Genomic DNA, 18,826 nt, shown 5'->3' on the forward strand with positions numbered 1-18,826 from the left:
CCGCATTTTGCGGCAGTTTTTATTGCCAGTTGGAATAAGAAAGGACTTCATGAAACGTCTGCTGCTAACTGCGGTTCTCACCGTATTGATGATCGCCGAAGTTCACGCCGAGTCCTTCACTATCTCTGATATTCGCGTCAATGGCCTCCAGCGGGTCTCCGCGGGTAGCGTCTTTGGTGCCTTGCCGTTGAACGTCGGCGAACAGGCGGATGATCGTCGCCTGGTGGAATCCACTCGTGCGTTGTTCAAAACCGGGTTCTTTCAAGATATCCAGCTGGGTCGCGATGGCAACGTCCTCGTTATCACTGTAGTCGAGCGTCCGTCGGTCGCCAGTATCGAGATCGAAGGCAACAAGGCGATCTCCACTGAAGACCTGATGAAGGGCCTCAAGCAATCCGGTCTGGCCGAAGGCGAGATCTTCCAGCGCGCCACCCTTGAAGGTGTGCGTAACGAGCTGCAGCGTCAATACGTCGCTCAGGGTCGTTACTCGGCCACCGTCGATACCGAAGTGGTGCCGCAGCCGCGCAACCGCGTGGGCCTGAAGGTCAACATCAACGAAGGCACCGTTGCCGCTATCCAGCACATCAATGTGGTGGGTAACACGGTTTTCCCTGATGAAGACCTGATCGACCTGTTCGAACTCAAAACCAGCAACTGGCTGTCCTTCTTCAAGAACGATGACAAGTACGCTCGTGAAAAACTCTCCGGTGACCTGGAGCGTCTGCGTTCCTACTACCTGGATCGCGGCTATATCAATATGGATATCGCTTCGACCCAGGTGTCCATCACCCCGGACAAGAAACACGTCTACATCACGGTCAACGTCAACGAAGGCGAGAAGTACACCGTTCGTGACGTCAAGCTCAGCGGTGACCTGAAAGTGCCTGAAGACCAGGTCAAGTCCCTGCTGCTGGTTCAGAAAGGCCAGGTGTTCTCGCGCAAGCTGATGACCACCACGTCCGAACTGATTACCCGTCGCCTGGGTAACGAAGGTTATACCTTCGCCAACGTCAACGGCGTGCCTCAGCCTCACGATGAAGACAACACGGTCGATATCACCTTCGCTGTGGATCCGGGCAAACGTGCTTACGTGAACCGCATCAACTTCCGTGGCAACACCAAGTCCGAAGACGAAGTGCTCCGCCGTGAAATGCGTCAGATGGAAGGCGGTTGGGCTTCGACCTACCTGATCGATCAATCCAAGACCCGTCTGGAACGTCTGGGCTTCTTCAAGGAAGTCAACGTTGAAACACCGGCTGTGCCGGGTGTCGACGACCAAGTAGACGTGAACTATAGCGTTGAAGAGCAGGCGTCCGGTTCGATTACCGCCAGCGTCGGTTTCGCCCAGAGTGCCGGTCTGATCCTCGGTGGTTCGATCACTCAGAACAACTTCCTGGGTACCGGTAACAAGGTCAGCATCGGTTTGACCCGTAGTGAATACCAAAGCCGCTATAACTTCGGTTATGTCGATCCCTACTGGACTGCTGACGGTGTGAGCCTAGGTTACAACGCTTTCTACCGTACCACCGACTATGATGAGCTCGATGCCGACCTCACCAGCTATGCGGTAGATAGCCTGGGTGCGGGCGTGAACGTTGGTTATCCGATCAGTGAGACTTCGCGTCTGACCTTCGGTTTTTCGGCACAACAGGACGATATCAAGACCGGCCAGTACACCGTTGACGAGATTTTCGACTTCGTTAACCGTGAAGGCGATAGCTATCTGAACTTCAAGGCTTCGGCCGGTTGGTCCGAGTCCACCCTGAACAAGGGCGTACTGGCGACCCGTGGTCATTCCCAGAGCCTGACGCTTGAAACAACGACGCCTGGCAGTGACCTGTCGTTCTTCAAGCTCGATTACCGTGGTCAGTTGTTCCAGCCGTTGACCGAAAACTACACCATGCGCCTGCACACCGAACTGGGCTATGGCGATGGTTACGGTTCGACCGATGGCTTGCCGTTCTATGAAAACTATTACGCCGGTGGTTTCAACTCGGTGCGTGGCTTCAAGGACAGCACTCTGGGTCCTCGCAGTACACCAAGTACCGGTAAAAACCCGGGTACGTCAGTCGACCCGGACCAGGATCCACTGCCGTTCGGTGGTAACGTGCTGATCCAGGGGGGTGTTGAGGTTCTGTTCCCTCTGCCGTTCGTCAAAGATCAGCGTTCCCTGCGAACCTCGGTATTCTGGGACGTGGGTAACGTTTTCGACTCGCAATGCAAGTCGAGCACGAACGCCGACGGTTCGAAGGCCAATACGCAGTGCAACGACATCAGCCTGAGCAACATGGCCAGTTCCGTCGGTATCGGCGTGACGTGGGTTACCGCACTGGGGCCTCTGAGCTTCGCGTTGGCCATGCCGATCAAGAAACCGGATGAAGCTGAGACTCAAGTGTTCCAATTCTCCCTCGGCCAGACGTTCTAAGCGTCTGACCCAAGATAACGACAATGGATTTTGTAGGAGTGCATCGTGCGTAAGTTGACTCAATTGGTTCTCCTGGCGACCGTACTGGTAGCAGGTCCGGCTTTTGCCGACATGAAAATCGCCGTTCTGAACTATCAGATGGCACTGCTGGAATCCGACGCGGCGAAAAAATACGCCGTGGATGCCGAAAAGAAGTTCGGCCCGCAACTGACCAAACTCAAAAGTCTGGAAAGCAGCGCCAAGGGTATCCAGGACCGTCTGATGGCCGGTGGCGACAAGATGCAGCAAGGCGAGCGTGAACGTCTGGAACTCGAGTTCAAGCAAAAGGCCCGTGATTTCCAGTTCCAGTCCAAGGAATTGAACGAAGCCAAGGCCGTTGCCGACCGTGAAATGCTGAAACAGCTCAAGCCGAAACTGGACAGCGCTGTGGAAGAAGTCATCAAGAAAGGTGCTTTTGACCTGGTCTTCGAGCGTGGCGCAGTGATTGATGTCAAGCCTCAGTACGACATCACTCGCCAGGTTATCGAGCGCATGAATCAGCTGAAGTAACCCATGACAGCGACTATAAAGCTCGGCCAGTTGGCCGAGTTCCTCGGCGCCACTTTACGTGGCGACCCGAAGAAAGAAATTACTGGGCTAGCCACTTTGCAAGAGGCTGGCCCAGCTCAGTTGAGCTTTCTGGCAAATCCTCAATACCGTAAATACCTGGCTGACAGTCGGGCCGCAGCGGTATTGCTGAAGGCCGCAGATGCTGAAGGGTTTGTCGGTGATGCGCTGGTGGTGCCTGATCCGTATCTGGCCTACGCGCGCGTTTCCCACCTGTTCGATCCCAAGCCCAAGGCGCCTGCCGGTATTCACCCGACAGCGGTGGTGGCGGCGGATGCAGTGGTCGACTCGACGGCGAGCATCGGTGCTTTTGCGGTGATCGAAAGTGCAGCGCGTATTGGCGCAGGTGTGACCGTTGGGGCTCAGTGCTTCATCGGTGCGCGCAGCGAAATCGGCGAGGGCGGTTGGTTGGCCCCGCGCGTCACGCTGTATCACGACGTGCGCATCGGCAAACGGGTAGTGATTCAATCCGGTGCCGTGCTCGGCGGTGAAGGCTTCGGTTTTGCCAACGAGAAAGGTGTCTGGCAGAAAATCGCCCAGATCGGCGGCGTCTCGATCGGCGATGACGTGGAAATAGGCGTAAATACGGCTATCGATCGCGGTGCGCTGGCCGATACCGTCATTGGTAATGGTGTGAAGCTCGACAACCAGATTCAGATCGCTCACAACGTCCAGGTCGGTGACCACACCGCCATGGCCGCCTGTGTGGGGATTTCCGGCAGCACCAAAATCGGCAAGCATTGCATGCTTGCCGGTGGCGTAGGGCTGGTGGGGCATATCGAGATTTGCGACAACGTTTTCCTGACCGGGATGACCATGGTGACCCACTCGATTACCGAGCCGGGTTCCTATTCTTCCGGTACGGCGATGCAACCGGCAGCCGAATGGCGCAAAAGCGCGGCACGTATCCGTCAGCTCGATGACATCGCGCGACGTCTGCGACAACTGGAAAAGCGTGTAGGGGACGTGACCCCTGGCGGTAATGCTTCATCAGATGGCTGATACCATTTCCATATCAAGTGTGCACAGCCGTTAGACTGCCTCCTTGATTTGCTAGAGGAGTGCGCGTCAGTAGCGCGCTCCCAATCTTTACATAGGCTTCCCCCCGAAATGATGGACATCAACGAGATTCGCGAATACCTGCCTCACCGTTACCCGTTCCTGCTGGTGGACCGGGTCGTGGATCTGGATGTGGAAGGCAAGCGCATTCGCGCCTACAAGAATGTCAGCATCAACGAACCGTTCTTCAATGGTCACTTCCCTGCGCATCCAATCATGCCGGGCGTACTGATCATTGAAGCGATGGCTCAGGCTGCCGGGATCCTTGGTTTCAAAATGCTCGACGTAAAGCCTGCCGACGGCACGCTTTACTATTTCGTAGGCTCCGACAAACTGCGCTTCCGTCAGCCTGTGCTGCCAGGTGATCAGTTGATCCTGGAAGCCAAGTTCCTGAGCTGCAAGCGTCAGATCTGGAAGTTCGAGTGCCAGGCTTCGGTCGATGGCAAGCCAGTCTGCTCCGCTGAAATCATCTGCGCGGAACGCAAACTATGAGTTTGATTGACCCTCGCGCAATCATCGATCCGACGGCCATTCTGGCCGACGACGTCGAAGTCGGCCCTTGGTCGATCATCGGCGCAGGTGTGGAAATCGGCGAGGGGACAGTGATCGGGCCGCATGTGATTCTCAAGGGCCCGACCCGAATCGGTAAGCACAACCGCATCTACCAGTTTTCTTCGGTAGGCGAGGACACGCCCGATCTGAAATACAAGGGCGAAGAAACCCGTCTGGTCATCGGTGACCATAACGTCATTCGCGAAGGCGTGACGATTCACCGTGGGACCATTCAGGATCGTTCGGAAACGACCCTGGGCGATCACAACCTGATCATGGCCTATGCCCACATCGGTCACGACAGCGTTATCGGCAACCACTGCATCCTGGTCAACAACACCGCGTTGGCGGGCCATGTGCACGTCGAGGACTGGGCGATCCTGTCCGGTTTTACCCTGGTTCACCAGTATTGCCACATTGGCGCTCACAGCTTTTCCGGCATGGGCACTGCCATTGGCAAGGACGTTCCAGCCTACGTCACGGTATTCGGCAACCCGGCCGAAGCCCGCAGCATGAATTTCGAAGGGCTGCGCCGTCGCGGTTTCAGCGAAGATGCGATCCACGCGCTGCGTCGTGCCTACAAGGTGGTTTATCGCCAGGGCCTGACCGTCGAGCAGGCGCTCGCCGAGCTGGCCGAACCCTCGCTTCAGTTCCCGGAAGTCGCGGTGTTCCGTGATTCCATCCAGTCTTCGACTCGCGGCATCACCCGTTAACCATGGCCAATTTGCGTATTGCGCTGGTGGCGGGGGAGGCTTCCGGTGACATTCTGGGTGCGGGCCTCATGCGCGCGCTCAAGGCTCGGCATACCGCAGTCGAGTTCATCGGTGTCGGCGGTCCGCTGATGCAGGCCGAAGGCCTGACGTCGTATTTCCCGATGGAACGCCTGTCTGTCATGGGCTTGGTGGAAGTGCTGGGCCGTTTGCGCGAGCTGTTGGCGCGTCGCAAGAAACTGGTCGCGGACCTGATCGCCGAGAAGCCGGACGTGTTCATCGGTATCGATGCTCCGGACTTCAACCTCAATATCGAACTCAAGCTGCGTCAGGCCGGGATCAAGACCGTGCATTACGTCAGCCCGTCGGTCTGGGCCTGGCGGCAGAAGCGGGTGCTGAAGATTCGCGAAGGTTGCGACCTGATGCTGACGCTCTTCCCGTTCGAAGCAAAATTTTATGAAGAGAAGGGTGTGCCGGTGCGGTTTGTCGGGCATTCCCTGGCCGATGCGATTCCGCTTGAGGCTGATCGCGCCGCAGCGCGGGCCGAGCTTGGCTTGCCGGACGGGCCGCTGGTCGCCCTGATGCCGGGCAGCCGTGGCGGTGAGGTTGGGCGCCTTGGTGCGCTGTTCCTCGACACCGCCCAGCGCTTGCGGGCCATGCGCCCGGGCGTACGGTTCGTCATGCCATGCGCGAGCCCGCAGCGCCGGGCCCAGCTTGAAGAGCTGCTGGCCGGTCGCGATCTGCCGCTGACCTTGCTCGACGGCAAATCCCATCTGGCCCTGGCTGCTTGCGACGCCGTGTTGATCGCTTCGGGCACCGCTACGCTGGAAGCACTGCTGTACAAGCGGCCGATGGTGGTCGCTTATCGCTTGGCACCGCTGACGTTCTGGATTCTCAAACGGATGGTGAAGAGTCCCTACGTCTCCTTGCCGAATTTGCTGGCCCAGCGCCTGCTGGTGCCGGAGTTGTTGCAGGACGATGCGACGGTCGAAGCCTTGGCCCAGACCCTGTCGCCACTGATCGAAGGTGGCCAGGAACAGACCCGAGGCTTTGACGAAATCCACCGAACCCTGCGCTTGGACGCCTCCAATCAGGCAGCGGATGCGGTACTGAACCTGATTGGCAGAGCATAATGAGCAAAGCAAGTAAGCAGCTGGGCCTGGATTTTATGCTGGTCGATGAACTTGAAGATCTGGTGGCGGGTGTCGATGAAGTCGGTCGCGGCCCACTGTGTGGTGCGGTGGTGACGGCGGCAGTGATCCTCGATCCGAGCCGCCCCATCCTGGGTCTCAACGACTCGAAGAAGCTCACCGAAGCTCGCCGTGAAGCGCTTTACGACGAAATCTGTGAAAAAGCCCTGAGCTGGTATGTCGCTCGGGCTGAAGTAGAAGAAATCGACGACCTGAACATTCTTCACGCCACCATGCTGGCCATGCAGCGTGCTGTCGAAGGGCTGCACATTCAGCCGAAACTGGCGATGATCGACGGCAACCGTTGCCCGAAACTCTCGATGCGTGCGGAAGCGGTGATCCAGGGCGATGGCAAGGTGCCCGCCATTGCCGCGGCGTCGATTCTGGCCAAGGTCAGCCGTGATCGCGAAATGGCCGCGTTCGAACTGATTTACCCAGGTTACGGAATCGGCAGCCACAAAGGCTACGCGACGCCCGTTCATCTGGAAGCGCTGGTGCGCCTCGGTCCTACACCGATCCACCGTCGTTCGTTCGCTCCAGTGCGGGAAGCTTACGATGCGCTGGAAAACCTGATCGGTAGTTAGTCGCAGGCTGATGTTTTACTCAAGGCCCGGTACAATCCGGGCCTTGTTGTCTTTACGTTTCTAGTTTCCAGACAGGATCACTATGCCGGCTTCATTCGTTCATCTACGCCTGCACACTGAATATTCCCTGGTCGACGGTCTGGTGCGGATCAAACCGCTGGTCAAGACCCTGGTCGGCATGAACATGCCTGCCGTGGCGGTCACTGACCAGAACAATATGTGTTCCCTGGTCAAATTCTATAAAGCTGCCATGGGTGCGGGGATCAAGCCGATCTGCGGCGCCGACCTGTGGCTGTCGAACAAGGACCCGGACAACCCTTTGAGCCGGATCAGTCTGCTGGCGATGAACGCCGTGGGCTATCGCAATCTCACCGAACTGATCTCCCGCGGCTTCATCGACGGCCAGCGTAATGGCTCGGTCATCATCGAGCGCGAGTGGGTGGCCCAAGCCAGCGAAGGCTTGATCATGCTGTCGGCGGCGAAAGAGGGCGAGATCGGTCTGGCCATGCTCAGCGGCAACCCGGACGAAGCCGAAACCCTGGCGCGCGAATGGATGGCGGTGTTCCCGGATCGCTTCTATCTGGAAGTCCAGCGCACCAGCCGCCCCAATGACGAAGAGCAACTGCACGGCGCGGTGGCCCTGGCGGCGAAGATCGGCGCGCCGCTGGTGGCGACCAATGACGTGCGCTTCATCAAGCAGGAAGACTTCGAAGCCCACGAAACCCGCGTTTGCATCGGTGAAGGCCGCGCCCTCGACGATCCGCGGCGTTCGAAGAATTACAGCGATCAGCAATACCTCAAAAGCGCCGAGGAAATGGCCGAGCTGTTCAGCGACTTGCCCGAGGCGCTGGAAAACACCGTCGAGATCGCCAAGCGCTGCAACATCGACGTGAAACTGGGCAAGCACTTCCTGCCCAACTTCCCGATTCCCGATGGCATGACCATCGACGAGTACTTCCGCAAGGTCTCCTTCGACGGTCTGGAAGAGCGCCTCAGCGTTCTGCTGCCCAAGGACACCACCGAAGACTACGAAGCCAAGCGCCAGGTCTACGTCGACCGGTTGAATTTCGAACTGGATATCATCATCCAGATGGGCTTCCCCGGTTACTTCCTGATCGTGATGGACTTTATCCAGTGGGCCAAGAGTAACGGCGTGCCAGTAGGACCGGGGCGTGGGTCGGGTGCCGGGTCGCTGGTGGCCTATGTGCAGAAGATCACCGACCTCGACCCGCTGGAATATGACCTGCTGTTCGAACGTTTCCTGAACCCGGAACGGGTATCCATGCCCGACTTCGACGTCGACTTCTGCATGGATGGCCGGGACCGGGTGATCGATTACGTGGCCGAGAAATACGGCCGTAACGCGGTTAGCCAGATCATCACCTTCGGTTCCATGGCGGCGAAAGCGGTGGTCCGTGACGTGGCGCGGGTGCAGGGCAAGTCCTACGGCTTGGCGGATCGTCTATCCAAGATGATTCCGTTCGAAGTCGGCATGACTCTGGAAAAGGCCTACGAGCAGGAAGAAATCCTGCGCGACTTCATCAAGGTCGATGAAGAAGCTGCGGAAATCTGGGAGATGGCGCGCAAGCTCGAAGGCGTTGTGCGTAACGTCGGCAAGCACGCGGGTGGTGTGGTAATCGCGCCGACCAAGCTGACCGACTTCTCGCCGATTTATTGCGACGAAGCGGGCGAGGGCCTGGTAACCCAGTTCGACAAGGATGACGTCGAGGCTGCCGGTCTGGTGAAGTTCGACTTCCTGGGACTTCGGACCCTGACGGTCATCGACTGGGCGCTGAAAACCATCAACCGCGATCGCGCCAAGGTCAACGAGCCGCCGCTGGATATCGCCTTTATCCCGCTGGACGACAAACCGACTTACACGCTGCTGCAAAAAGCTGAAACCACCGCGGTGTTCCAGCTCGAGTCGCGCGGCATGAAAGAGCTGATCAAAAAGCTCAAGCCCGACTGCCTGGAAGACTTGATTGCACTGGTGGCCCTGTTCCGTCCGGGTCCATTGCAATCGGGCATGGTGGACGACTTTATCAACCGTAAGCACGGTCGCGCCGAACTCGCATACCCGCACTCGGACTACCAGTACGAAGGCCTCAAGCCGGTTCTGGCACCGACTTACGGCATCATCCTGTATCAGGAACAGGTGATGCAGATTGCCCAGGTCATGGCCGGTTACACCCTCGGCGGCGCGGACATGCTGCGTCGAGCCATGGGTAAGAAAAAACCCGAAGAAATGGCCAAGCAGCGTGGCGGTTTCATTGAAGGTTGCGCCACCAACAATATCGATGCCGACCTGGCCGGTAACATCTTTGACCTGGTAGAAAAGTTCGCCGGTTACGGCTTCAACAAATCCCACTCCGCCGCGTATGGCCTGGTGTCCTACCAGACCGCGTGGCTGAAAACCCACTACCCGGCGCCGTTCATGGCCGCGGTACTGTCGGCGGATATGCACAACACCGACAAGGTCGTGACCTTGATCGAAGAAATTCGCACCATGAAGCTGCGTCTCGACGCGCCGGATGTGAATACTTCGGAGTTCAAGTTCACGGTGAATGACGAAGGCCGAATTATTTACGGCCTCGGTGCGATCAAAGGTGTGGGCGAAGGACCGGTGGAAGCCATCACCGAGGCGCGTCAGGAAGGTCCGTTCAAGGATCTGTTCGATTTCTGCGCCCGTGTCGATCTCAAACGTATCAACAAGCGCACCCTGGACGGTTTGATCCGCAGCGGCGCGCTGGATCGTCTGGGGCCTTACTTCCATGACGAGCAGAAAGCCTATCAGGCCAATATCGACCGCAACCGAGCGGTCTTGCTGAACGCCATGGAAGGGGCGATCAAGGCAGCCGAACAGACCGCGCGTACCAAAGACAGCGGTCACGTCGACCTGTTTGGCGGTCTGTTCGTCGAAGAAGACGCTGATGTCTACGCCAATCACCGCAAGGCCAAAGAGCTAACCCTCAAGGAACGCCTGAAAGGGGAGAAAGACACCCTGGGCCTGTACCTGACCGGTCACCCGATCGACGAGTACGAAGGCGAGATCCGTCGCTTCGCCCGTCAGCGCATCATCGACCTGAAGCCGGCTCGCGATACGCAGACGGTCGCGGGCATGATCATCGCCCTGCGAGTGATGAAGAACAAAAAGGGCGACAAGATGGGTTTCATCACCCTCGACGACCGCTCCGGCCGGATCGAAGCCTCGCTGTTCGCCGACGCCTTCCATTCCGCGCAGTCGCTGTTGCAGACCGACGCGATGGTGGTCGTCGAAGGCGAAGTCAGCAATGACGACTTCTCTGGGGGCCTGCGGTTGCGGGTCAAGCGGGTGATGAGCATGGAAGATGCGCGCACCAACCTGGCCGAAAGCCTGCGCCTGAAATTGCACACCAAGGATTTGAAGGGCGATCAGCTACGCTGGCTGGGTGAGCTGTTCAAGCGCCACCGCGGCGCATGCCCGATCACCATGGAGTACACCAGTCCCGATGCGAAGGCCTTGTTGCAGTTCGGCGAGACCTGGCGGATCGATCCGGCGGATGCCTTGATTCAAGCCCTGCGTGACCAGTTCGGGCGAGACAACGTCTTCCTCCAATACCGTTGACGGTCAGGTGTCATTCCTTGTCATTGGAACGCACCCGATCCCGATCAGAATTTTTAATCTCGACCTGAACGCGCCTCTCCCTTATGGTAGGGCGCGAATAGACAACCGGCCGGCCCAAGCTCTCTTGGACGTCGACCCAAGTGGACGCCTATGAACCCGAACTTTCTTGATTTCGAACAGCCGATCGCCGACCTGCAAGCCAAGATCGAAGAACTGCGCTTGGTCGGTAATGACAATTCGCTGAATATCGGCGATGAGATCTCCCGCCTGCAGGACAAGAGCAGCACGCTGACCGAAGACATCTTCGGCAAGTTGACCAGCTGGCAGATCGCACGTCTGGCGCGTCACCCGAAACGTCCGTATACCCTGGATTACATCGAACACATCTTCACCGAGTTCGACGAACTGCACGGCGACCGTCACTTCTCCGACGACGCTGCGATCGTTGGCGGCATTGCCCGTCTGGACGACCAGCCGGTGATGATCATCGGTCACCAGAAAGGCCGCGAAGTGCGCGAGAAGGTTCGCCGCAACTTCGGTATGCCGCGTCCGGAAGGCTACCGCAAGGCGTGCCGTCTGATGGAAATGGCCGAGCGTTTCAAAATGCCGATCCTGACCTTCATTGACACCCCGGGTGCTTACCCGGGCATCGACGCCGAAGAGCGCAACCAGAGCGAAGCGATTGCCTGGAACCTGCGCGTCATGGCTCGCCTGAAAACCCCAATCATCGCCACCGTGATCGGTGAGGGTGGTTCCGGTGGTGCATTGGCGATCGGCGTCTGCGATCAGTTGAACATGCTGCAGTACTCGACCTACGCGGTGATTTCGCCGGAAGGCTGCGCTTCGATTCTGTGGAAAACTTCCGAGAAGGCCCCGGATGCTGCTGAGGCCATGGGCATCACTGCCGAGCGTCTGAAGGGCCTGGGCATTGTCGATAAAGTGATCGGCGAGCCATTGGGCGGCGCTCATCGCAACCCGGCCGCTGCCGCTGCCTCGATCCGCGCAGAGCTGAGCTCGCAACTGGCGATGCTGAAGAAATTCGATAACGAGGCCCTGTTGGCCCGTCGTTACGAGCGTCTGATGAGCTACGGTCTCTGATCTGACGCTGCTTGGGCAAACGACGCAAAACCAATGTGGGAGCGAGCCTGCTCGCGATAGCGGTATAACAGCCAACAGATTTGTTGAATGTTAAGCAGCCTTCGCGAGCAGGCTCGCTCCCACATTGGGTCTATGTGAAGCGACTGATGCCTATGAATCCTCCGAAGATTAATCTGCCTGCCAAGCTTCTGCTGAACCTCACGCCTTGGCGCACCGCCACAACCTGGCGCATCGCGTTTTCCGGTGGTCTCGACTCCACCGTCCTGCTGCACCTTCTCGCACACCTTGCGAAAAACCAATCCCTGCCGGCGCTGACCGCCATCCATGTCCACCACGGCCTTCAGGCTGCGGCTGATGCGTGGCCGGAACATTGTCAGTCGGTCTGCGATGCGTTGGACGTGCCGCTAGAGGTTGTGCGTGTTCAGGTTGAACCCGGCGCCAGTCTTGAGCGCGCGGCGCGGGATGCGCGTTATGGCGCCTTCATCGCCGCAACTCAAACCGGTGAGGTGCTGCTCACTGGCCAACACCGTGACGATCAGGCAGAAACCCTGTTGTTTCGGCTGATGCGTGGGGCAGGGGTGAGAGGCTTATCGGGAATGCCGGGCGAGCGTCCTTTGGGCCAGGGGCATCTACTGCGACCCTTGCTCGATGTCACTCGCGCCGAGCTTGAGGCCTACGCGACTGAATATCAGTTGAGCTGGATCGAGGATCCTTCGAACCAGGACCAACAGTTCTCGCGTAATTACCTGCGTCATGAAGTATTCCCCGTGTTGATCCAGCGCTGGCCGCAAGCAGTGGCGACCATGGCTCGCAGCGCAGCGCACCTGCGTGAGGCGCAGGAATTGCTTGATGAACTGGCGCAAATCGATCTGGCCCACGCCACCACGGACAGCGATTTCGATTGGCTGGGTTTACCGTCGCTGGGGCTGGCGCCATTGGAAAAACTGTCTGATGCGCGGCAACGCAATGCGCTAAGTCATTGGCTCAAACCTCTGACGACTTTGCCCGACAGTGACCATTGGTCGGGTTGGGAGAATTTGCGCGATGCTACCGGAGATGCGCGTCCGGTCTGGCGGTTGGGGGCGGGTGAATTGCATCGCGCCGGTGGGCGTCTCTGGTGGTTGTCGGGTGGTTGGCTGCGCACTCCGCCATCGCCGGTATCTTGGGCTGATCCCTCGGTATCATTGGCATTGCCGGATAACGGCGTACTCACATTCACCGGTCAGATCCCCGCTGGCCCATTGCAGATCCGCTATCGTGAGGGAGGCGAGGTCATGAACCTGCCCGATCGCGGTCACCGTGACTTGAAGCGTTTGCTCAACGAAAATGGTGTGCCGGGCTTCGCCCGTGGCAGATTGCCGCTGGTCTACAGAGGCCAGCAATTGCTGGCGGTGGCGAACCTGCGGGGGCTAAATGGCGGTGAGCAAGGTAGCTGGTATTTGCATTGGCAGCCGCTGATCGAAGATCAAGGTTTGAGCTGAAAGGGGCTTTCCGGTAGACTACGCTCCCTTCTTGATACAACTTCTGTGGATTCGCCTGAATCGCAGGAGTTGCCGATTACCAAGCAGTCTTTGCTGGGCGATTCCAAAAAATGTGTAGCGAGCAACCTACCGGTGTGTCATCTACCGGTCTGTCCCAACGCGGCGGTTTTTTTGAAAGGTGCACTGTGATTAATGCAGGTGATCGGGGGCTTCGGCCTTCCTTCGCTTTCCCCGGCGGCTCGGACCGCTTTAACGCAGACTTCTAGGGTTTTTCATGACGCGCTACATATTCGTCACGGGCGGTGTTGTTTCTTCATTGGGGAAAGGCATTGCCTCGGCTTCATTGGCGGCCATCCTGGAGGCGCGGGGACTTAAGGTCACCATGCTGAAGCTGGACCCGTACATCAACGTTGACCCGGGCACCATGAGCCCGTTCCAGCACGGTGAAGTGTTCGTCACCCACGACGGCGCCGAGACCGACCTGGACCTGGGCCACTACGAGCGGTTCATCCGCACGACCATGACCCAGAACAACAACTTCACCACCGGCCGTGTCTACGAACACGTCCTGCGCAAAGAGCGCCGTGGTGATTACCTGGGCGCAACCATTCAGGTGATCCCGCACATCACCGACGAAATCAAGCGCCGGATCATCAAGGGCGCCGGCGATGCCGACGTGGCCATGGTCGAGATCGGTGGCACCGTGGGTGACATCGAATCGCAACCGTTCCTCGAAGCGATCCGTCAATTGCGTTTCGAAGTCGGCGCCAAGCGCGCGATGCTGATGCACCTGACGCTGGTGCCGTACATCGCCACTGCCGGCGAAACCAAAACCAAGCCAACCCAGCACTCGGTCAAGGAACTGCGTTCCATTGGCCTGCAGCCAGACGTGCTGGTGTGCCGTTCCGATCACCCGATCGACATCTCTTCGCGTCGCAAGATCGCCCAGTTCACCAACGTTGAAGAGCGTGCGGTGATCGCGCTGGAAGACGCCGACACCATCTACAAGATCCCGGGCATTCTGCACTCACAGGGCCTGGATGATTTCGTCGTCGAGCGTTTCGGCCTGCAATGCGACAGCGCCGATCTGTCCGAGTGGGAAGCGGTGGTGGATGCCAAGCTCAACCCTGAGCACGAAGTCACCATCGCCATGGTCGGCAAGTACATGGAACTGCTGGACGCCTACAAGTCGCTGATCGAAGCGATGAGTCACGCCGGCATCAGCAATCGCACCAAGGTCAACCTGCGCTACATCGATTCCGAAGACATCGAAAACCAGGGCACCGCGCTGCTGGAAGGCGTCGACGCGATCCTGGTACCGGGCGGCTTTGGCCTGCGTGGCGTTGAAGGCAAGATCACTGCCGTTCAATACGCTCGCGAAAACAAGGTTCCCTACTTGGGCATCTGCCTGGGCATGCAAGTGGCCGTTATCGAGTTCGCTCGTAACGTCATGGGCTGGAAAGACGCCAACTCCACCGAGTTCGATCGCACCAGCGGTCACCCGGTCGTGGGTCTGATCACCGAGTGGGAAGATGCTACCGGCGCAGTCGAAACCCGCACCGAAACCTCCGACCTCGGCGGCACCATGCGCCTCGGCGCTCAGGATTGCCTGCTTGAGCCGGGTTCCCTGGTGCACGATTGCTATGCCAAGGACGTGATCGTCGAGCGTCACCGTCATCGCTACGAAGTGAACAACAACCTGCTGCCGCAAATTATCGAGGCCGGTCTGAAGATCTCCGGTCGTTCCGGTGATGGCGCGTTGGTTGAAGTGGTCGAAGCGCCGGATCATCCATGGTTCGTCGCTTGCCAGTTCCACCCTGAGTTCACCTCGACGCCACGCGACGGTCACCCGTTGTTCAGCGGCTTCGTCAAAGCCGCTTTGGCCCAACACCAGAAGAAGGCGTAAACCAGATGGCACAGAAGATCATCCGCGTAGGCAACATCGAAATTGCCAACGACAAGCCAATGGTGCTGTTCGGTGGCATGAACGTGCTGGAAAGCCGCGACATGGCGATGCAAGTCTGTGAAGAGTACGTAAAGGTCACCGAAAAACTCGGTATCCCTTACGTGTTCAAAGCCAGTTTCGATAAGGCGAACCGTTCTTCTGTGACCTCTTACCGTGGCCCAGGCCTGGAAGAGGGCATGCGGATTTTCCAGGACATCAAGCAAGCCTTCGGCGTGCCGATCATTACCGATGTCCACGAGCCTGATCAGGCCGCGGTCGTCGCTGAAGTCTGCGACATCATCCAGTTGCCGGCCTTCCTGTCGCGCCAGACCGACCTCGTGGTTGCGATGGCCAAGACCGGTGCGGTGATCAACATCAAGAAAGCCCAGTTCCTCGCGCCTCAGGAAATGAAACACATCCTGAGCAAATGCGTAGAAGCCGGTAACGATCAGTTGATTCTCTGCGAGCGTGGTTCGAGCTTCGGCTACAACAACCTGGTGGTCGACATGCTCGGCTTCGGCATCATGAAGCAGTTCGAATACCCGGTGTTCTTCGACGTGACCCACGCGCTGCAAATGCCCGGCGGTCGCTCCGATTCCGCTGGCGGTCGTCGTGCCCAGGTCACCGACCTGGCCAAGGCCGGCATGAGCCAGTCGCTGGCCGGTCTGTTCCTTGAAGCGCACCCGGATCCGGATAACGCCAAATGCGACGGCCCTTGCGCCTTGCGTCTGGACAAACTGGAACCCTTCCTGGCCCAGCTCAAAGCACTGGACGAACTGGTGAAGAGTTTTCCGACGGTAGAAACCGCGTAAACCTCATTTCTCCGGTAAAGTACCGCACGATTTAATGCTCAGGCCCTCGGGCTTGAGCCTTATCGTCCGCAAGCCTGCCCGCTGTCTGTCGCTTGCCGACGATAAAAGATTTCCTTCAGCTGCGTCGTTTTCGTCAACTTTGGAGTGTTTACAACAATGGCAAAAATCGTCGACATCAAAGGTCGTGAAGTTCTCGACTCCCGTGGCAATCCCACTGTGGAAGCAGACGTGCTTCTCGATAACGGCATCATCGGCAGCGCTTGCGCGCCATCCGGTGCTTCCACTGGCTCGCGTGAAGCACTCGAGCTGCGTGATGGCGACAAGAGCCGTTACCTGGGCAAAGGCGTTCTGAAAGCCGTCGGCAACATCAACGGTCCGATCCGCGATCTGTTGCTGGGTGCAGACCCAAGCGACCAGAAAGCGCTGGATCACGCGATGATCAAGCTCGATGGCACCGAAAACAAAGCGACCCTGGGCGCCAACGCGATCCTCGCCGTTTCCCTGGCCGCGGCCAAGGCAGCAGCACAGGACCAGGACCTGCCGCTGTACGCTCACATCGCTAACCTGAACGGCACTCCGGGTGTTTACTCGATGCCGGTTCCGATGATGAACATCATCAACGGTGGCGAGCACGCCGATAACAACGTCGACATCCAGGAATTCATGGTTCAGCCAGTTGGCGCCAAGTCTTTCTCGGAAGGTCTGCGCATGGGCACCGAGATTTTCCATCACCTTAAAGCCGTTCTGAAGGCTCGCGGCCTGAGCACTGCGGTCGGTGACGAAGGTGGTTTCGCGCCGAACCTGGCTTCCAACGAAGACGCTTTGAAAGTCATCTCCGAAGCCGTGGCCAACGCCGGTTACAAGCTGGGCACCGACGTGACCCTGGCTCTGGACTGCGCAGCCAGCGAATTCTACGAAGACGGCAAGTACAACCTGTCCGGCGAAGGCCAGGTGTTCACCGCTGAAGGTTTCGCCGATTACCTGAAAGGTCTGACCGAGCGTTACCCGATCATCTCCATCGAAGACGGTCTGGACGAGTCCGACTGGGCTGGCTGGAAAATCCTCACCGACAAAATCGGCGAGAAGACTCAGCTGGTAGGCGACGACCTGTTCGTGACCAACACCAAGATCCTGAAAGAAGGCATCGATAAAAAGATCGCCAACTCGATCCTGATCAAGTTCAACCAGATCGGCACCCTGACCGAAACCCTGGAAGCGATCCAGATGGCCAAGGCCGCTGGTTACACCGCCGTGATCTCGCACCGCTCCGGCGAAACCGAAGATTCGACCATTGCCGACCTGGCTGTGGGCACTGCGGCTGGCCAGATCAAGACCGGCTCCCTGTGCCGTTCCGACCGCGTTTCCAAGTACAACCAACTGCTGCGTATCGAAGAGCAGTTGAATGGCAAAGCCAAGTACAACGGCCGTAGCGAATTCCGCGGCTAATAGAGTGCCGTGCCTCGCCAATACTGCTCCTTTTTGACGGTGTCTGTTGCCGTCATACTGCGTTGCCGCTCCTCGCCATAGCCAGCTATGACTCGTCGCGGCGCCTTGTCTGACGACAACAGTCACTCGTCAAAAAAGGAGCGTATTGGTGAGGCACGGCACTAACGTGGTAAAAAAGACACCGGATTGTGTCGGAAAAATCGCAGCAGCGATGGATTTGCCACTAATCTGATGCCTTAAGAGCACAAGCCTGGTTCTTCCAGGCTTCGTGCTATCAGAAGCTTCAAAGTTTTGGCATGGCTGTCTTTTTTCACTGGATACCTGATATTCGATGCGCAGTCCCAATTGGTTGTTCCTCGTCTTGCTCTTGCTGCTGGCCGGCCTGCAGTACCGCCTGTGGGTGGGTAATGGCAGTCTGGCGCAAGTGGCCGAGCTGAAGCAGCAGATTGCGGATCAACACGCCGAGAACGAGGCGTTGCTGGAGCGCAATCGGGTGATGGACGCCGAAGTCAGCGAATTGAAAAAGGGCATGGAGACCGTTGAAGAACGGGCTCGTCATGAGTTGGGCATGGTCAAGGACGGTGAAACCCTTTACCAGTTGGCCCAATGATTAATTCGTTACCGGCCTTCTGGGCCGTGATTCCTGCCGCGGGCGTCGGTGCCCGTATGGCCGCGGACCGTCCCAAGCAATACTTGCAACTGGGCGGGCGCACTATTCTCGAACACAGCCTCGGCTGTTTCCTCGATCATCCTGCCCTGAAGGGGTTGGTGGTCAGTCTTGCAATCGACGATCCTTACTGGCCGAACCTGGCGTGTGCTGCCGATCCGCGTATTCAGCGGGTTGAAGGTGGCGCCGAGCGCTCCGGGTCGGTGCTCAATGCCTTGCTGCATCTGCATGCCCAAGGCGCTGACGATGAAGATTGGGTGTTGGTGCACGATGCCGCACGACCGAATCTGGCACGGGATGATCTTGATAAATTGTTGAGTGAGCTAGCGGACGATCCGGTTGGCGGATTGCTGGCGGTTCCGGCCCGCGACACACTCAAGCGGGTCGACAAACATGGTCGTGTCGTCGAAACCGTGGATCGCAGTGTCATTTGGCAGGCCTATACGCCGCAAATGTTTCGCCTTGGTGCGTTGCATCGGGCGTTGGCGGACAGTCTGGTGGCGGACGTTGTCGTCACCGATGAAGCTTCGGCCATGGAGTGGTCAGGCCAATCGCCGCGACTGATTGAAGGGCGATCCGATAACATCAAAGTCACTCGCCCGGAAGACCTTGAATGGTTGCGCCAACGCTGGGCTAACCGCCACTAA

15 protein-coding genes are annotated in these 18,826 nt (G+C 58.2%); all 15 read left to right on the forward strand.

Translation table 11 applies throughout. The annotated features are described in order from the left end of the window. Positions 1-49: 49 nt before the first annotated feature. Positions 50-2,425, forward strand: coding sequence for an outer membrane protein assembly factor BamA (bamA, locus tag ACYZT2_RS06780; RefSeq protein ID WP_461971178.1), 2,376 nt, complete (start codon positions 50-52; stop codon positions 2,423-2,425). 45 nt (positions 2,426-2,470) lie between these two features. Further along, the gene (locus ACYZT2_RS06785) at positions 2,471-2,974 is read left to right on the forward strand and encodes an OmpH/Skp family outer membrane protein (RefSeq protein WP_007907155.1); all 504 of its coding nucleotides are present in this window, start codon (positions 2,471-2,473) and stop codon (positions 2,972-2,974) included. Positions 2,975-2,977: 3 nt separating this feature from the next. Next, positions 2,978-4,033, forward strand: coding sequence for a UDP-3-O-(3-hydroxymyristoyl)glucosamine N-acyltransferase (gene lpxD / locus ACYZT2_RS06790; RefSeq protein ID WP_461971180.1), 1,056 nt, complete (start codon positions 2,978-2,980; stop codon positions 4,031-4,033). Positions 4,034-4,141: 108 nt separating this feature from the next. After that, complete coding sequence (gene fabZ / locus ACYZT2_RS06795; protein ID WP_007907157.1) at positions 4,142-4,582, forward strand: 3-hydroxyacyl-ACP dehydratase FabZ; 441 nt, start codon at positions 4,142-4,144, stop codon at positions 4,580-4,582. After that, the gene (gene lpxA, locus ACYZT2_RS06800) at positions 4,579-5,355 is read left to right on the forward strand and encodes an acyl-ACP--UDP-N-acetylglucosamine O-acyltransferase (RefSeq protein ID WP_008010226.1); all 777 of its coding nucleotides are present in this window, start codon (positions 4,579-4,581) and stop codon (positions 5,353-5,355) included. The genes fabZ and lpxA overlap by 4 nt, the downstream gene beginning before the upstream one ends. Positions 5,356-5,357: 2 nt before the next feature. Beyond that, positions 5,358-6,485: a lipid-A-disaccharide synthase gene (gene lpxB / locus ACYZT2_RS06805; RefSeq protein WP_461971183.1), complete on the forward strand. Its 1,128-nt coding sequence runs from the start codon at positions 5,358-5,360 to the stop codon at positions 6,483-6,485. After that, on the forward strand, positions 6,485-7,126 hold the full coding sequence (gene rnhB, locus ACYZT2_RS06810; protein ID WP_461971185.1) for a ribonuclease HII: 642 nt from the start codon (positions 6,485-6,487) through the stop codon (positions 7,124-7,126). The genes lpxB and rnhB overlap by 1 nt, the downstream gene beginning before the upstream one ends. Positions 7,127-7,208: 82 nt before the next feature. Further along, positions 7,209-10,730 (forward strand): DNA polymerase III subunit alpha, encoded by a 3,522-nt coding sequence (gene dnaE, locus ACYZT2_RS06815; protein WP_461971187.1) that lies wholly within the window; start codon positions 7,209-7,211, stop codon positions 10,728-10,730. Between the two features lie 150 nt (positions 10,731-10,880). Beyond that, positions 10,881-11,828, forward strand: coding sequence for an acetyl-CoA carboxylase carboxyltransferase subunit alpha (locus ACYZT2_RS06820; RefSeq protein WP_461971189.1), 948 nt, complete (start codon positions 10,881-10,883; stop codon positions 11,826-11,828). Between the two features lie 152 nt (positions 11,829-11,980). Beyond that, positions 11,981-13,309 (forward strand): tRNA lysidine(34) synthetase TilS, encoded by a 1,329-nt coding sequence (tilS, locus tag ACYZT2_RS06825; RefSeq protein WP_461973009.1) that lies wholly within the window; start codon positions 11,981-11,983, stop codon positions 13,307-13,309. 274 nt (positions 13,310-13,583) lie between these two features. Then, positions 13,584-15,215 (forward strand): CTP synthase, encoded by a 1,632-nt coding sequence (locus tag ACYZT2_RS06830; protein ID WP_030127979.1) that lies wholly within the window; start codon positions 13,584-13,586, stop codon positions 15,213-15,215. A gap of 5 nt (positions 15,216-15,220) precedes the next feature. Then, positions 15,221-16,066, forward strand: a complete 846-nt coding sequence (gene kdsA / locus ACYZT2_RS06835; protein WP_461971192.1) for a 3-deoxy-8-phosphooctulonate synthase — start codon at positions 15,221-15,223, stop codon at positions 16,064-16,066. 156 nt (positions 16,067-16,222) lie between these two features. Continuing rightward, positions 16,223-17,512, forward strand: a complete 1,290-nt coding sequence (gene eno, locus ACYZT2_RS06840) for a phosphopyruvate hydratase (RefSeq protein ID WP_030127977.1) — start codon at positions 16,223-16,225, stop codon at positions 17,510-17,512. 331 nt (positions 17,513-17,843) lie between these two features. After that, a complete protein-coding gene (ftsB, locus tag ACYZT2_RS06845; protein ID WP_007907178.1) occupies positions 17,844-18,122 on the forward strand; it encodes a cell division protein FtsB in 279 nt (92 codons plus the stop codon). Then, positions 18,119-18,826 (forward strand): 2-C-methyl-D-erythritol 4-phosphate cytidylyltransferase, encoded by a 708-nt coding sequence (ispD, locus tag ACYZT2_RS06850; RefSeq protein WP_461971195.1) that lies wholly within the window; start codon positions 18,119-18,121, stop codon positions 18,824-18,826. Before ftsB ends, ispD begins: the two co-directional genes overlap by 4 nt.

It is taken from the genome of Pseudomonas sp. MDT1-85 (genome assembly GCF_054898065.1).

What these genes read in the sequence shown, in the direction of transcription:
- bamA (WP_461971178.1), top strand. Translation starts at nt 50, where the DNA reads ATGAAACGTCTGCTGCTAACTGCGGTTCTCACCGTATTGATGATCGCC.
- lpxD (WP_461971180.1), top strand. Translation starts at nt 2,978, where the DNA reads ATGACAGCGACTATAAAGCTCGGCCAGTTGGCCGAGTTCCTCGGCGCC.
- fabZ (WP_007907157.1), top strand. Translation starts at nt 4,142, where the DNA reads ATGATGGACATCAACGAGATTCGCGAATACCTGCCTCACCGTTACCCG.
- lpxA (WP_008010226.1), top strand. Translation starts at nt 4,579, where the DNA reads ATGAGTTTGATTGACCCTCGCGCAATCATCGATCCGACGGCCATTCTG.
- lpxB (WP_461971183.1), top strand. Translation starts at nt 5,358, where the DNA reads ATGGCCAATTTGCGTATTGCGCTGGTGGCGGGGGAGGCTTCCGGTGAC.
- rnhB (WP_461971185.1), top strand. Translation starts at nt 6,485, where the DNA reads ATGAGCAAAGCAAGTAAGCAGCTGGGCCTGGATTTTATGCTGGTCGAT.
- dnaE (WP_461971187.1), top strand. Translation starts at nt 7,209, where the DNA reads ATGCCGGCTTCATTCGTTCATCTACGCCTGCACACTGAATATTCCCTG.
- ACYZT2_RS06820 (WP_461971189.1), top strand. Translation starts at nt 10,881, where the DNA reads ATGAACCCGAACTTTCTTGATTTCGAACAGCCGATCGCCGACCTGCAA.
- tilS (WP_461973009.1), top strand. Translation starts at nt 11,981, where the DNA reads ATGAATCCTCCGAAGATTAATCTGCCTGCCAAGCTTCTGCTGAACCTC.
- ACYZT2_RS06830 (WP_030127979.1), top strand. Translation starts at nt 13,584, where the DNA reads ATGACGCGCTACATATTCGTCACGGGCGGTGTTGTTTCTTCATTGGGG.
- kdsA (WP_461971192.1), top strand. Translation starts at nt 15,221, where the DNA reads ATGGCACAGAAGATCATCCGCGTAGGCAACATCGAAATTGCCAACGAC.
- eno (WP_030127977.1), top strand. Translation starts at nt 16,223, where the DNA reads ATGGCAAAAATCGTCGACATCAAAGGTCGTGAAGTTCTCGACTCCCGT.
- ftsB (WP_007907178.1), top strand. Translation starts at nt 17,844, where the DNA reads ATGCGCAGTCCCAATTGGTTGTTCCTCGTCTTGCTCTTGCTGCTGGCC.
- ispD (WP_461971195.1), top strand. Translation starts at nt 18,119, where the DNA reads ATGATTAATTCGTTACCGGCCTTCTGGGCCGTGATTCCTGCCGCGGGC.